The sequence below is a fragment of the Streptomyces sp. IMTB 2501 genome, from assembly GCF_001953885.1.
Taxonomy (GTDB): domain Bacteria; phylum Actinomycetota; class Actinomycetes; order Streptomycetales; family Streptomycetaceae; genus Streptomyces.
This window is the reverse complement of record NZ_MQUS01000008.1, coordinates 296,650-311,131: the sequence shown is the minus strand read 5'-3', so window position 1 is coordinate 311,131 and position 14,482 is coordinate 296,650. Positions and strand designations below refer to the sequence as shown.

The 14,482-nt window shown below is 69.8% G+C and carries 8 protein-coding genes; 3 read left to right on the top strand and 5 right to left on the bottom strand.

What is annotated here, in order from left to right; genetic code table 11:
- Window positions 1-83: 83 nt before the first annotated feature.
- A complete protein-coding gene (locus AV521_RS16940; RefSeq protein WP_076089151.1) occupies window positions 84-650 on the bottom strand; it encodes a DJ-1/PfpI family protein in 567 nt (188 codons plus the stop codon).
- 766 nt (window positions 651-1,416) lie between these two features.
- Here AV521_RS16940 and AV521_RS16935 point away from each other — a divergent pair.
- The 3 genes from AV521_RS16935 (at window position 1,417) to AV521_RS16925 (ending at window position 8,464) form a co-directional block, all read left to right on the top strand.
- Window positions 1,417-6,354 (top strand): NAD-glutamate dehydrogenase, encoded by a 4,938-nt coding sequence (locus AV521_RS16935; protein WP_076089150.1) that lies wholly within the window; start codon window positions 1,417-1,419, stop codon window positions 6,352-6,354.
- A gap of 216 nt (window positions 6,355-6,570) precedes the next feature.
- Window positions 6,571-6,972 carry a GtrA family protein gene (locus AV521_RS16930; RefSeq protein ID WP_256725571.1) on the top strand — a complete coding sequence of 134 codons (402 nt, stop codon included), beginning with the start codon at window positions 6,571-6,573 and terminating at the stop codon, window positions 6,970-6,972.
- A complete protein-coding gene (locus AV521_RS16925) occupies window positions 6,953-8,464 on the top strand; it encodes a hypothetical protein (RefSeq protein WP_371917043.1) in 1,512 nt (503 codons plus the stop codon). Before AV521_RS16930 ends, AV521_RS16925 begins: the two co-directional genes overlap by 20 nt.
- Window positions 8,465-8,568: 104 nt before the next feature.
- On the opposite strand, the gene AV521_RS16920 is transcribed toward AV521_RS16925, so the two are convergent.
- The 4 genes from AV521_RS16920 to AV521_RS16905 all read right to left on the bottom strand — a co-directional run bounded on the left by AV521_RS16920 (window position 8,569) and on the right by AV521_RS16905 (window position 14,386).
- The gene (locus tag AV521_RS16920) at window positions 8,569-10,245 is read right to left on the bottom strand and encodes a glycosyltransferase family 2 protein (protein ID WP_076089144.1); all 1,677 of its coding nucleotides are present in this window, start codon (window positions 10,243-10,245) and stop codon (window positions 8,569-8,571) included.
- Window positions 10,242-12,473, bottom strand: coding sequence for a CDP-glycerol glycerophosphotransferase family protein (locus AV521_RS16915; protein WP_076089142.1), 2,232 nt, complete (start codon window positions 12,471-12,473; stop codon window positions 10,242-10,244). The genes AV521_RS16920 and AV521_RS16915 overlap by 4 nt, the downstream gene beginning before the upstream one ends.
- Window positions 12,474-12,669: 196 nt before the next feature.
- Entirely contained in the window at window positions 12,670-13,482 is an 813-nt protein-coding gene (locus tag AV521_RS16910) for an ABC transporter ATP-binding protein (protein ID WP_076089140.1), read from the bottom strand.
- Window positions 13,475-14,386, bottom strand: coding sequence for an ABC transporter permease (locus AV521_RS16905; protein ID WP_076089138.1), 912 nt, complete (start codon window positions 14,384-14,386; stop codon window positions 13,475-13,477). The genes AV521_RS16910 and AV521_RS16905 overlap by 8 nt, the downstream gene beginning before the upstream one ends.
- Between the last annotated feature and the right edge of the window lie 96 nt (window positions 14,387-14,482).

The window sequence follows — 14,482 nt, the reverse complement described above, 5'->3', positions numbered from 1 at the left end:
GCGGCGCTGCAGTTCCCCAGGGGCGCGGGGAACTGCGCGACCAGCCACGACGGACCCGCGGTGAAAGGTGACCCGCCGTCCCCTCAGGTCGCCGGTGCCTTCGCTCGGAGCAGTTTGAGGAACTCGCGCATCCAGGCCGGGTGGTCCGGCCAGGCCCGGGAGGAGACCAGGGTGCCGTCGACCACGGCTTCGGTGTCCTGGAAACTCGCTCCGGCCGCCTGCATGTCCGGTTCGAGCGCGGGGTACGCCGTGACGCGGCGGCCGCGCAGGCTGTCGATCGCCGCGGTGAGCAGGGGGCCGTGGCAGATCTGGGCGACCGGCTTGTCGGAGTCGAAGAACGCCTTGAGGATCTTGCGGAGTTCGGGATCGTTGCGCAGATACTCGGGGGCCCGGCCGCCGGGGATGACGAGGGCCACGTACTCGCCGGGGTCCACGTCGGCGAAGGCCAGGTCGGCGGGCCAGGTGTAGCCCGGCTTCTCGGTGTAGGTGTCGTAGCCGGGTTCGAAGTCGTGGACGACGAAGCGCAGGGTTTTGCGGGAGGGGGCCGCGACGTGGACCTCGTAGCCTTCCTCGCGCAGACGCTGGTACGGGTAGAGGACTTCCAGGGACTCCGCCGCGTCGCCGGTGACGAGCAGGATCTTCGCGGGCATGTCGGCTCCTCCGGGTGCTCCGAGGTGCTCCTGTACTGCTGGCGGGACGCACTGTCCCAGGGCAACGTGCCAACACCGGCCGCGCTTGCCAAGAGGGCCGTCGCGATTCCGGTCCGCCTCCGGGTGCCGAGGCCCCGCCCGATGCCGGGGTGCCCTGTACTCAGAGTGCGGTCGCGACTCTCCCACCGCGACCGGACGCCCCGCCCCCGCCACGCATCAGCTGATCGCCCCACCGGAAGCCACAGCCCCCACGGTCCGCACCTCCCCGCCGGACCCACTGACCGCCGCCCTCCGGACGCCGCCACCCCCACCAAATACGCCACCACCCCCCACCCCGCCCCTGTGCAGAACGTCAAACTTCGGACCTTGGTTTTGTACACATACGGCTCATGACGAGCCCCGGGTAAGGAGCGATAGCCTTGTGGCGTGATCAGCGCGATATCTCGCGGGGGCGATCCTGTCCCTGCCCTGCGCCCGGGTTGCACGGAGCACCTCCGTGACCGGGCGGCAGTCGCTGGTCTTCGCGGGCGGGACGGGGCCGCAGCTGCTTCCGGGACGCCGAGGACAACCCTGGACACGACGGCGCCGAGAGCAGCGTCACACCCGACAGGCGTGTCGAGAATGGCCGAATTCCCCCCGCGTATCTCACCTCGCGGCATAGCGTCGAAGCGGACCGGAGACCCCGGGCCGTGGCGTCGAGCCGGAGGGAAAGAGGCCGTACTTCCTTCTACGTCACGCAATGGCGCGCGACAGGAGTCAGAGGACAATGCAGACCAAGCTGGACGAAGCCAAGGCCGAGCTGCTCGAGAGGGCTGCCCGGGTAGCTGAGAACAGCCCGGTCGGGGGGCACCTACCGACCGGGACCGCGGGCGAGGGCTCCCCGAGCACCCCGGACAGCGAGTCCGTACTCGCGTTCCTCCAGCGCTACTACCTGCACACCGCCCCGGAAGACCTCGCCGACCGCGACCCGGTCGATGTCTTCGGCGCCGCGGTCTCGCACTACCGGCTCGCCGAGAACCGCCCCCAGGGCACGGCGAACGTGCGGGTCCACACCCCGACCGTGGAGGAGAACGGGTGGACCTGCAGCCACTCGGTCGTGGAGGTCGTCACCGACGACATGCCCTTCCTCGTCGACTCGGTCACCAATGAGCTGACCCGGCGCGGCCGTGGCATCCATGTCGTCGTCCATCCGCAGTTCGTCGTCCGGCGCGATCTCACCGGCAAGCTGATCGAGGTCGTGCCGACCCCGCCGACCGGCGACCTGCCGCACGACGCGCACTTCGAGTCCTGGATCCACGTCGAGTTCGACCGGGAGACCGACCGCGCCGACCTGAAGCAGATCACGGCCGATCTGCTGTGTGTCCTCTCCGACGTCCGCGAGGCCGTCGAGGACTGGGAGAAGATGCGGGACGCGGCGACCCGGATCGCCACCGACCTGGAGAGCGAGCCCGTTCCGGGCGACCTGCCCCGGCCCGAGGTCGAGGAGGCCCGCGAGCTGCTGCGCTGGCTGTCCGACGATCACTTCACCTTCCTCGGCTACCGCGAGTACCAGCTGCGCGAGGACGACACGCTCGCCGCCGTCCCCGGCACCGGCCTCGGCATCCTGCGTTCCGACCCGCAGCACGCCGAGGACGACCAGCACCCGGTCAGCCCCTCCTTCGAGCGGCTGACGGCCGACGCCCGGGCCAAGGCCCGCGAGCACAAGCTGCTCGTGCTGACCAAGGCCAACAGCCGGGCCACCGTGCACCGGCCGTCGTACCTGGACTACGTCGGCGTCAAGAAGTTCGACGCGGACGGGAACGTCGTGGGGGAGCGGCGGTTCCTCGGGCTGTTCTCCTCGGCCGCGTACACCGAGTCCGTGCGCCGGGTCCCCGTGATCCGCCGCACGGTCGACGAGGTGCTGCACCGCGCCGGGTTCTCGCCCCACAGCCACGACGGCCGCGACCTGCTCCAGATCATGGAGACCTACCCGCGCGACGAGCTGTTCCAGACGCCCGTCGCCGAACTGCAGTCCATCGTCACGAGCGTGCTCTACCTGCAGGAGCGGCGTCGTCTGCGGCTCTACCTGCGGCAGGACGAGTACGGGCGCTACTACTCGGCCCTCGTCTACCTCCCGCGCGACCGCTACACCACGGGTGTCCGGCTGCGGATCATCGACATCCTGAAGGAGGAGCTCGGCGGGATCAGCGTCGACTTCACCGCCTGGAACACCGAGTCGATCCTCTCCCGGCTGCACTTCGTCGTCCGCGTCCCGCCGGGCACCGAGCTGCCCGAGCTGTCCGACGCCGACAAGGACCGCATCGAGGCCCGCCTGGTCGAGGCAGCCCGCTCCTGGGCCGACGCGTTCGGCGAGGCGCTGACCGCCGAGTGCGGCGAGGAGCGCGCCGCCGAGGTGCTGCGCCGCTACAACCACGCCTTCCCCGAGGGCTACAAGGCCGACCACACCCCGCGCTCCGCTGTCGCCGACCTGGTCCACCTGGAGCAGCTCAGCGAGGACAAGACCTTCAGCCTGAGCCTGTACGAGCCGGTGGGCGCAGGTCCCGAGGAGCGCCGGTTCAAGATCTACCAGAAGGGCGGCTCGGTCTCCCTCTCGCACGTGCTGCCGGTGCTCAGCCGCCTCGGCGTCGAGGTCACCGACGAGCGGCCGTACGAGCTGCGCTGCTCGGACCGCACCACCGCCTGGATCTACGACTTCGGTCTGCGTATGCCGAAGGGGGCGGGCGGCGGGGAGTACCTCGGCGACGACGCCCGTGAGCGCTTCCAGGAGGCCTTCGCCGCCACCTGGACCGGCAAGGCGGAGAACGACGGCTTCAACGCCCTGGTGCTGAGCGCCGGGCTGGGCTGGCGGCAGGCGATGGTGCTGCGCGCCTACGCCAAGTACCTGCGGCAGGCCGGCTCGACCTTCTCGCAGGACTACATGGAGGACACCCTCCGCAACAACGTCCACACCACCCGGCTGCTCGTCTCGCTGTTCGAGGCGCGGATGTCACCGGACCGGCAGAAGGCCGGCCTGGAGATCACGGACGCCCTGCTGGAGGAGCTGGACGCGGCGCTGGACCAGGTGGCGAGCCTGGACGAGGACCGGATCCTCAGGTCCTTCCTGACCGTCATCAAGGCGACCCTGCGCACGAACTTCTTCCAGGAGAAGGTCGACGGCTCGCCGCACGACTACGTGTCCATGAAGTTCGACCCGCAGGCCATCCCGGACCTGCCGGCGCCCCGCCCGGCGTACGAGATCTGGGTGTACTCGCCGCGGGTCGAGGGTGTGCACCTGCGCTTCGGCAAGGTCGCGCGCGGCGGTCTGCGCTGGTCGGACCGGCGTGAGGACTTCCGCACCGAGATCCTCGGCCTGGTCAAGGCGCAGATGGTGAAGAACACCGTCATCGTGCCGGTCGGCGCGAAGGGCGGCTTCGTCGCCAAGCAGCTGCCGGACCCGGGCAAGGACCGCGACGCCTGGCTGGCCGAGGGCATCGCCAGCTACAAGACGTTCATCTCGGCGCTGCTCGACATCACCGACAACATGGTCGCCGGCGAGGTCGTGCCGCCGCAGGACGTGGTCCGGCACGACGGGGACGACACCTACCTCGTCGTCGCCGCCGACAAGGGCACCGCGACCTTCTCCGACATCGCCAACGACGTCGCGAACAGGTACAACTTCTGGCTCGGCGACGCCTTCGCCTCCGGCGGCTCGGCCGGCTACGACCACAAGGGCATGGGCATCACCGCGCGCGGTGCCTGGGAGTCCGTGAAGCGGCACTTCCGTGAGCTGGGCGTGGACACGCAGACCGAGGACTTCACGGTCGTCGGCATCGGTGACATGTCCGGTGACGTGTTCGGCAACGGCATGCTGCTCTCCGAGCACATCCGCCTGGTCGCCGCCTTCGACCACCGGCACATCTTCATCGACCCCGTCCCGGACGCGGCCACCTCGTACGCCGAGCGCCGCCGTCTGTTCGAGCTGCCCCGTTCCAGCTGGGCCGACTACAACACGGAGCTGCTGTCGGCGGGCGGCGGGATCTTCCCGCGCAGCGCCAAGTCGATCCCGGTCAACGCCCACATCCGCGAGGCCCTCGGTATCGAGGACAAGGTCACCAAGATGACCCCGGCCGACCTGATGAAGACGATCCTGCACGCGCCGGTCGACCTGCTGTGGAACGGCGGCATCGGCACGTACGTGAAGTCCTCGGCGGAGTCCAACGCGGACGTCGGCGACAAGGCGAACGACGCCATCCGCGTCGACGGCAGGGACCTGCGGGTCAAGGTCGTCGGCGAGGGCGGCAACCTGGGTCTGACCCAGCTCGGCCGCATCGAGTTCGCCCTGCACGGCGGCAAGATCAACACCGACGCGATCGACAACAGCGCCGGTGTGGACACCTCCGACCACGAGGTGAACATCAAGATCCTGCTGAACGGCCTGGTCGCGGACGGTGACATGACCGTCAAGCAGCGCAACAAGATCCTCGCCGAGATGACCGACGAGGTCGGCGCACTGGTGCTGCGCAACAACTACGCGCAGAACACCGCCCTGGCCAACGCCCTGTCCCAGGCCGGCGCCATGCTCCACGCCCAGCAGCGGTTCCTGCGCCACCTGGTGCGCGAGGGCCATCTGGACCGGGCTCTGGAGTTCCTGCCGGCCGACCGGCAGATCCGCGAGCGCCTCGGCCAGGGCCAGGGCCTGACCGGCCCGGAGACGGCCGTCGTCCTGGCGTACACGAAGATCACGGTCGCCGAGGAACTGCTGCACACCTCGCTGCCCGACGACCCGTATCTGCGCGGCCTGCTGCACGCGTACTTCCCGACGGCGCTGCGCGAGCGGTTCGCCGAGGCGATCGACAACCACCCGCTGCGCCGCGAGATCACCACGACCGTGCTGGTCAACGACACGGTCAACACGGGCGGTACGACGTATCTGCACCGGCTGCGCGAGGAGACCGGGGCCTCCCTGGAGGAGATCGTCCGGGCGCAGACCGCGGCCCGAACGATCTTCAGCTCGGCGCCGGTGTGGGACGCGGTGGAGGCCCTGGACAACCAGGTCGACGCGGACGTCCAGACCCGGATCCGGCTGCACTCGCGCCGGCTGGTCGAGCGTGGCACGCGCTGGCTGCTCAACAACCGGCCGCAGCCGCTCCAGCTCGCCGAGACGGTCGAGTTCTTCGCCGAGCGGGTCGAGCAGGTCTGGCAGCAGCTGCCGAAGCTGCTGCGCGGCGCGGACCTGGAGTGGTACCAGCGCGTGTACGACGAGCTGTCCGCGGTCGGCGTCCCGGACGAGCTCGCCACGCGCGTGGCCGGTTTCTCGTCCGCCTTCCCGACGCTGGACATCGTCTCGGTGGCCGACCGCACGGGCAAGGAGCCGCTCGACGTCGCCGAGGTCTACTACGACCTTGCCGACCGGCTGAACATCACCCAGCTGATGGACCGCATCAGCGACCTGCCCCGCAACGACCGCTGGCAGTCCATGGCCCGCGCCTCCATCCGCGAGGACCTGTACGCGGCGCACGCGGCGCTCACCGCGGACGTCTTCGCGGCCGGCAACGGCACCTCCACTCCGGAGCGGCGCTTCAAGGCCTGGGAGCAGAAGAACGCGCCCATCCTGAGCCGGGCGCGCGCCACCCTGGAGGAGATCCGCGGTTCGGAGACGTTCGACCTCGCCAACCTCTCGGTGGCGATGCGGACGATGCGGACGCTGCTGCGCACGCATTCGTAGCGGTACGACGGCGAGACCGCCCCGGGCCCGACGCGGAGTCGGACCGGGGCGTTCCGCTTCTTGCTGGTCCTTAGTAAAAAATGATCAATGAATTTACCGTTTCCTGCTAATCAGCGCCTCTCGGATAGGGTCGGCGCTGTGACTGTTCAACTCACCGAGACCCGTCCGGCGCCGGCACCCCCCGCGCCGGCTCCGGCCAGACCCGTCACACGTGTCGTGCTGGAGATCGTGAAATTCGGGATCGTCGGCGGTAGCGGTGTCCTTGTCAATTTCCTGATCTTCAACCTGCTGCTGCGCGGTCTGGGCGGGCAGGCGATGACCGCGACCGTTGTGGCCAGCTGTGTCGCGATGGCGACCAATTACCTGGGTTTCCGCTACTTCGCCTATCGTGACCGGGCTTCGCGCACGCGCAGCCAGATCATCCTGTTCTTCGTCTTCAGCGGCCTCGGTGTCGTCATGGAAATCGGCCTGTTCTGGGTCGGGTACCACGGTCTCGGCCTGCACAGTGTGCTGGAATCGAACGTGGCGAAGGCCGCGTCGATCGTGCTCGCCTCCGCCTTCCGCTTTCTCGTCTACCGCACGTGGGTGTTCCAGCAGGATGCACATCGCACCGTCTGACACCGAGCCGTTGAACCGCACACAGCCGCACAGCGGCGCCGCGCGGGCCGGCCGGATACTGCCGCAGGTGGCCGCCGCGCTCGTCGTGGCGCTGCTGCTCCTGGTGATCGTCCGTCTGCCGTGGGCGGGCGACCTCGGCATGCACGCGGCCACCATCGAGCGCCTGAGCCACCATCTGTTCCGTCCCGGCAATCCGCTGGTCGACGCGGACACGCCGAGCCCCTACTACTCGCCGTGGATGCTGGTGCTGGGGCTGGTCGCCAAGGTGACCGGCCTGTCGGTGTTCGTGGTGCTGCGGCTCGGCGCGCTCGTCGCGCTGACGCTGCTGGTCACCGGGGTCTGGCGATACGTCCGCACCCTGACCGCGCACCGTGCGGCACCCGCGCTGGCCCTGCTGAGCCTGTTCTTCCTCTGGGGCCCGGTGCTGTTCAACTGGTCCGGCTTCCTGGGCCTGAACTCACTGGCGCTGACGGTGTCGTACCCCAGCGTCTTCGCGCTCGGCCTCACCTTCCACTTCTGGGCCTGGCTCACGCGGGCGCTGCGCGAGGAGACCGCGTGGGGACGGTGGCTGTGGCTCGGCGTGCTCTGGGCGCTGATCCTGCTGTGCCACCAGTTCACGGGCGTCGTGGCGTCCCTCGGCGCGCTGGCGATGGTGATCGCGGCGCGACCGGCCCGCACGGTGCTGCTGCGCCTGGCCGCCGCGCTGGCGCTCGGGATGGTCCTGCTGTGGCTGTGGCCGTACTACGACTTCTTCTCGCTCTTCTCCGCCGGCGCGGATCTGGAGGCCATCCACCAGCCGCTGTACGAGCATCTGGCCGAGCGGTTCGGGCTGGTGCTGCTCGGGGTGGCGGCGCTGGTGCTCCGCTTCCGGCGCGACCGCTGGGATCCGCTGGTCCTGTTCTTCGTCCTCGGGACGCTGATGTTCGCCGCGGGCGGGCTGACCGGCCACTACTCCTGGGGCCGGGCCCTGCCGGCCGCGCTGATCCCGGCGCAGCTCGCCGCCGCGCTGGAGGTCGTGGCGGCCGGGCGGCGGGCGGTGCGCGTGGGGTGGGCGTGTGTGCTGGGCGCCGCGCTGGCCATCGGGGCGTGGACGCAGGCCGGGATGCTCGGGTATGTGACCGGGAAGGGTGCGCTGCCTTCGGTGGTGGCGGCGAAGTACCGGGAGCCGTGGGTGGGGTATCACTGGATCACGCCGTGGGTGAAGTACGGGGACGTGGTGATGGCCCGGACGTTTGCGGCGCGGCAGATCCCCGCGTACGGGGCGTACACCGTGGCGCCCGGGTATCCGGATGTGTTCCTTCCGGACGCGGGGCGCCGGGAGGCGGCGGTCGAGCGGTATTTCGCCGCGGGGACGCCTGCGGCTGAGCGGGCGGGGATCCTGCGGGAGTACGGCGTCCGCTGGGTCGTGGGTCCGAGCAGCCTGTCCGGCCCGGGCCTTCGGAAGGTGACCGCCGGCCCGGACGACCAGATCCTCTACCGAGTCGTGCACTGAGCTGCCGCAAGCGTGAAGGGGCGCGGGGAACTGCGCGGTCAGCCACAACCGACCCGCAGTCGCCCGCGCCCCTTCGGCACACCGGCGCTTCGAAACCCGGCCTTCTACCTGAGCACGCTGGACAACAGCTTCGCTGCCTTGCGGACGCGGGGGCGGGCCACTCGCTTGACCACCGGACGGATCACGCGAGCCGTGACTCCCACCGGACGCCAGCGGAGCTGCAGGCGGCCGGGGTTGCGGCCCTCCGGTTCGATGGTGAGCTCGTGCGGGGCCGCGCCGGAGCGGTAGTCGATGCGGGCCGTGAGCGTCGGGAAGGACAGGGGGGCCAGCAGCAGACCGGAGTTGGACAGGCCCTGCTGCTGAAGGCGGATCAGGGGGTGGCGTACGCCTTCGAAGCCCTGGAGGGGGAGCGGGGCCTGCGTCAGGTCCAGGTGGACCTCGCCCTCGAAGAGACCGGGACGGATCGGGTTCAGACGGAACGGGACCGTCATCCGGCGGTTGCCGGGGGACAGGATCAGGCTGGCGCGCTGCGGGCCGACCGGCAGGCGCAGGCCCGGGTCGTACGTGCGGATCGCCAGGGTGAGCGAGGCACCGGGACCGGGGGTCAGCTCCGTGATCTCATGACGGAACTGCGCGCTCGGGAACGGACGCGTGTCCAACTCCAGGTCGGACACCTCCAGTTCGCGGCGGGCGCGGTCGTCGGAAGGCACGCTGTCGCCCCAGTACGGCACTCCGGACGCGTCGGCCGTGACCTGCCTCGGCGCCACCCCGTTCCCGAGCCCGCGCGCCGCGCACACGGCTTCCTCAAGCCGGCCGTCCCGCAGCAGCTCCAGGATCACCCGCTCGGGGCGGGGGAGGCGGGCGTACGCGCCGGGGGACAGGGTGTCCAGGTAGGGGTTCATGATGTCCGCGAACGCCTGGAGCCATTCCTCGTCGCGGTAGGGCAGGTCACCCGCGTACATCCGGAAGTCGTGCTTGAGGAACTTGAAGTCCTTGTCCTCGCGCAGCCCCGCGTGTCCGCTCTCCACCAGGAAGTCGTCGATCATGCGCTGGACGTTGACCCGGTCCTGCACGTTCTGGACCTTGTGCCGCTGGTTGGAGATGGACGCCGAGGCCGCCGCCGCGTACGGGTCGATGTACCAGACGTACACCGGGTCCGGGATGATCGTGAACGCCTTCGCCAGGCAGTACGCCTGCGCCGAGAACAGCTGGTCCTCGTAGTGGATGCCCTCCGGGAAACGGAGTTCGTGCCGGTCCAGGAAGGAGCGGGCGTACATCTTGCTCGTCGACAGGTGCTCGAAGAGCAGCCGCGGGTCCGCGTCGATGCCCTCGACCGTGCGGCGCTCGGCCACCAGGTGCGGCATCCACGTCGTACGGCGGCCGTTGTCCACCCGCACCCGCCGGACCGCGCCCATGGTGAAGTCCACCTTGCGCTCGCGGTGCGCGGCGAGCAGCAACTCGACCGCGTTCGGCGGGAGTTCGTCATCGCTGTCGAGGAACATCAGATACGGCGCCCGGGCGATGTCGACGGCCCGGTTGCGCGGGGCGCTGCAGCCGCCGCTGTTCTCCGGCAGACGGAGGTAGCGGATGCGGTCGTCCTGTGCCTCCAGCTGACGCGCCACCGTGGGCGTGTCGTCCGTGGAGTGGTCGTCGCTGATGATGATCTCGATGTTCGTGTGCGTCTGCGCGCGCAACGAGGCGACCGCCCGGGGCAGGCGCTCCGCGTCGTTGAACACGATGACGGTGACCGTGACGTCCGGGGTCGTCGTCGTGGTCGTCATGCCGAGGCCTCCTCGGGGGTCGGGGCGGGGGTGCGTTCCTCGAGCGGGATCACCGGTGGCAGGGCCTCCTCCGGCTCGCCCAGGAACACCCGTCGTACGACCCGTTCGGCGGCGCGTCCGTCGTCGTACTCACAGAACCGGCGCCGGAAGGCGGCTCGTGCCTTGGCGGCGCTGTCGTCGCGCCAGGCGCCGGAGACGAAGATCTCCGTCAGCTCCTCCTGGGTGCGGGCGACCTGGCCGGGGTGTTCGGACATCAGGTCGAAGTAGACACCCCGGGTGGTCCGGTAGGTCTCCCAGTCGTCGGCGTAGACGACGATCGGGCGGTCGAGGTTGGCGTAGTCGAACATGATCGACGAGTAGTCCGTGACCAGCGCGTCGGCGGCCAGGCACAGCTCCTCGACGGGGTCGTAGGAGGAGACGTCGATGATCCGGCCGGAGCGGCGCAGTCCGGTCAGCGGGGAGGCCGCGCCGCCGTAGAAGTAGTGGGCGCGGACCAGCAGGACCGTGTTGTCGCCGAGCCGGTCGGCGAGTTCGGCGAGGTCCAGGCGCGGGGTGAAACCGGCCTCGTAGTCGCGGTGGGTCGGGGCGTACAGGACGGCCGTCTTGCCGCGCGGGATGCCGAGGCGTTCGCGGGCGGCGCGGACGTCGGCGGCCGTGGCCGAGTAGAAGACGTCGTTGCGCGGGTAGCCGTAGTCCAGCGAGGTGTAGCGGGCCGGGTAGGCACGCTCCCACATGCGGGTGGAGTGGCCGTTGGCGCTGACGCTGTAGTCCCACTTGTCGATGCGGCCCAGCAGGGCGTCGAAGTCCAGGCCCTTGGCGGCGGCCGGGTGCTCCATCTGGTCCAGGCCCATGCGCTTGAGCGGAGTGCCGTGGTGGGTCTGGAGGTGGATCGCGTCGGGGCGCTTGACCACCGCGTTGGGGAAGTTGACGTTGTTGACGAGGTACTTGGCGGTGGCCATGGTCTCCCAGTAGCGGCGGGTGCCGGGGATCACATGGTCCGTGCCGGGCGGCAGCAGGGCCTCGTTGCTCTTCGACACCACCCACACCGGGTGGATGTGCGGGGCGAGTTCGCGGAGCTTGGCGGCGATCGCGGCCGGGTTGCAGGCCACTCCGCGCTCCCAGTAGGCGGCGAACACGGCCAGGTTGGGGTCGACCGGCTGGCTCAGGGCGTGCCGGTACTGCTGGTCGCGGAGCTTGGCGCCGACCTGCTTCTTACGCGTCCGTACGGCCTTCTTCGCGGCGCGGCGGGTGCGGTTGACGGCCTGGAACGCGCGGTACTTGGTGTACGCGCCCTCCTCCAGCAGCGCGTGCCGTACGCCCTCCACGCCCGCGGGGCGCTCGTGGTACTCGGGGCGCCAGCGGACCGCGGCGAGGGAGGCCCGGCGGAAGAACTCGCGGGCCACCGCGTCGGGCAGGTTCTCCCCGGCGAAGGTGCGCACGAGGTCGCGCATCATCAGGTCGTACACCACCACGCGGGCGGCACGGCGGTCCTTGGCGAGCGCGAGCAGCGACTCGTAGCGCTCGATCAGCGCGAAGCGGTCCTCGGGGGCGCGCGGCGGCAGGCTCTCGGGACGCAGTTCGCGGTGTTCGTACGCCACTTGGTTCAGACAGGCGACGCGGCCGGCGTGCAGCAGGGCGGTCTGGGCGGCGTACGGCTCGTCGTCGGTGGTGAGGTGCTCCTCGTGCGCCCGCCAGAAGTCGGCGCGCAGGGCCCGGTTGCCGAGCAGCGGGGTGAGGCGCAGCAGGTCGGCGGACTCGTCCAGGGGCAGGCCCTCGCGGCCGACGGCGGCGAGGAGGCGGCCGTCGCGGGAAGGGGCGGCGGCGGTCTGCCAGGTGGTGCTGACGTGGTCGAGGAGGAGGACGTCCACGGGGGCGCTCGCGGCCCCGGCGGTGCCCTCGGCGTCCGCGGCGTCGAGTTCGGCGGTCCGCTCGGCGATCAGCCGGGCGGCGCCGGCCGGCAGGCTGTCCTTGGCGTGGACGAAGTGCAGCCAGCGGCCGGTCGCACGGGCGGCGCCGGCGGCCCGGGCCGCCGCGTCACCGGTGTCCTCCGGCAGTGGTACGACGACCGTTTCGGGGGCGTGTCCCGCGACGGCCTCCCGCGCCCAGTCGCCGACCGCGGCGACGATCACCTCGGCGTCGGAGTGCGGATGGGCCTCCAGGGAATCCAACAGCTCTGTCAGATGCCCCTGTGCGTTCGGTCCGTAGACGATGACGCTGAGTTGGGGCATCGCTGTGGACTCCTTTGGGTTCATCGAGTAAGAAACCCTTTCATAACATACTGTCACTAGAGCGGATGAAAGGGATAACCGCACGTGGAGTAAGAAGGGCCAGAGAGGAAGACGGGGTTCCGCAGCCTGCGGTTTCCCTAACAGTAACTTTCAAGCCACATTCATACCGTGGTCTGCGACACCTTCTTGCGTCGCGCTAGGCAGCCTTCTTGCCGTCGCCCTTCTTGTCGCCGGTGAAGGCCTCGTACTCTTTCATGACGTCCTCCGTGGGGCCGTCCATGCGCAGCTCGCCGCGCTCCAGCCACAGGGTTCGTTCGCAGGTGTCGCGGATCGACTTGTTGTTGTGGCTCACCAGGAAGACGGTGCCCGCCTGCTCGCGCAGCTCGCGGATCCGTTCCTCGGAGCGCATCTGGAACCTGCGGTCGCCCGTGGCCAGGGCCTCGTCGATGAGCAGGACGTCATGGTCCTTGGCGGCGGCGATGGAGAACCGCAGCCGGGCGGCCATGCCGGAGGAGTACGTGCGCATCGGGAGGGTGATGAAGTCACCCTTCTCGTTGATCCCGGAGAAGTCGACGATGTCCTGATAGCGCTCCCTGACCTGCTCCCGCGACATGCCCATGGCGAGGCCGCCGAGGTAGACGTTGCGCTCACCCGTGAGGTCGTTCATCAGGGCCGCGTTGACGCCGAGCAGGGAGGGCTGGCCGTCGGTGTAGATGTGGCCGCTCTCCACGGGGAGCACGCCGGCGACCGCCTTGAGCAGGGTCGACTTGCCGGAGCCGTTGGTGCCGATGAGGCCGACCGCCTCGCCCTTGTAGGCGACGAACGAGACCTTCTTCACGGCGTGCACCTTGCGTACGCCGGCGGCCTGCTCGGCCTGCTTGCGGCGCAGCATGCGGTTGAGGGCGGCGGTGGCGGAGCCGCGGCCGGCGCCGGTTCCGTGGACCCGGTAGACGATGTCGACGTTGTCGACGATGACAGTGGGGATCTTCTCTTCGGTCTGCTCAGCCACGGCCGTACTTCTCCTCAGCCTTCCAGAAGTAGATGAAACCGCCTACGCCGGCGGCCAGGGCCCAGCCGACGGCGAGGGACCATACGTGAGGGGGCAGCTGCTTGGCATGGAAGCTGGCGATCAGCGCGTACCGCATGAGGTCGATGTAGACCGCGGCCGGGTTGGTCTCCAGCAGGATCGTGACGATGTGCGGCAGGTGGTCCTTCTTGGTGAGCGTGTGGATGCTCCACATCACGCCGGACACGTACATCCAGGTGCGCAGCACGAACGGCATCAGCTGGGCGATGTCCGGGGTCTTGGCGCCCATCCGCGCCATGATCATCGCCATGCCCGCGTTGAACAGGAACTGGAGGACCAGTGCGGGGATCACCAGCAGCCAGGAGACGGAGATCGGCACGCCCAGGCTGAGCAGGATGACGACCAGCGCGGCCATCGAGAACAGCAGCTGCTGGAGCTGCTGGATGCAGAAGGAGATCGGCAGGGCGGCGCGCGGGAAGTGCAGGGCGCGCACCAGGCCGAGGTTGCCGGAGATCGCCCGGGTGCCGACCTGGATCGAACTCTGCGTGAACGTCCAGACGAACACGCCGGTGACCAGGAACGGGATGTAGTCCGGGACGCCCTTCTTGGTGCCCATCAGCACACCGAAGATGAAGTAGTAGACCGCCGCGTTCAGCAGCGGGGTCATGACCTGCCAGATCTGGCCGAGCTTCGCCTCGCTGTACTGCGCGGTGAGCTTGGCGGTGGCGAAGGCGGTGATGAAGTGACGCCGGGCCCACAGCTGGCGGACGTACTCGGGCAGCGTCGGGCGGGCACCGCTGACCGTCAGGCCGTGTCGGGCGGCCAGCGCCGCGAGATCGTCGGCCGGAGCCTGGGTGGGGGGCGGTGTGTCGAGGACCTGGCTCACATCCGCTGCTTTCGCTCGGGGGGAGGGGGTGCCGCGCCCGGCCGGCAGCCGGGTCACGTCGGTGGTCCATGGTCCGACGTTTCGTCGTTTCGCGCG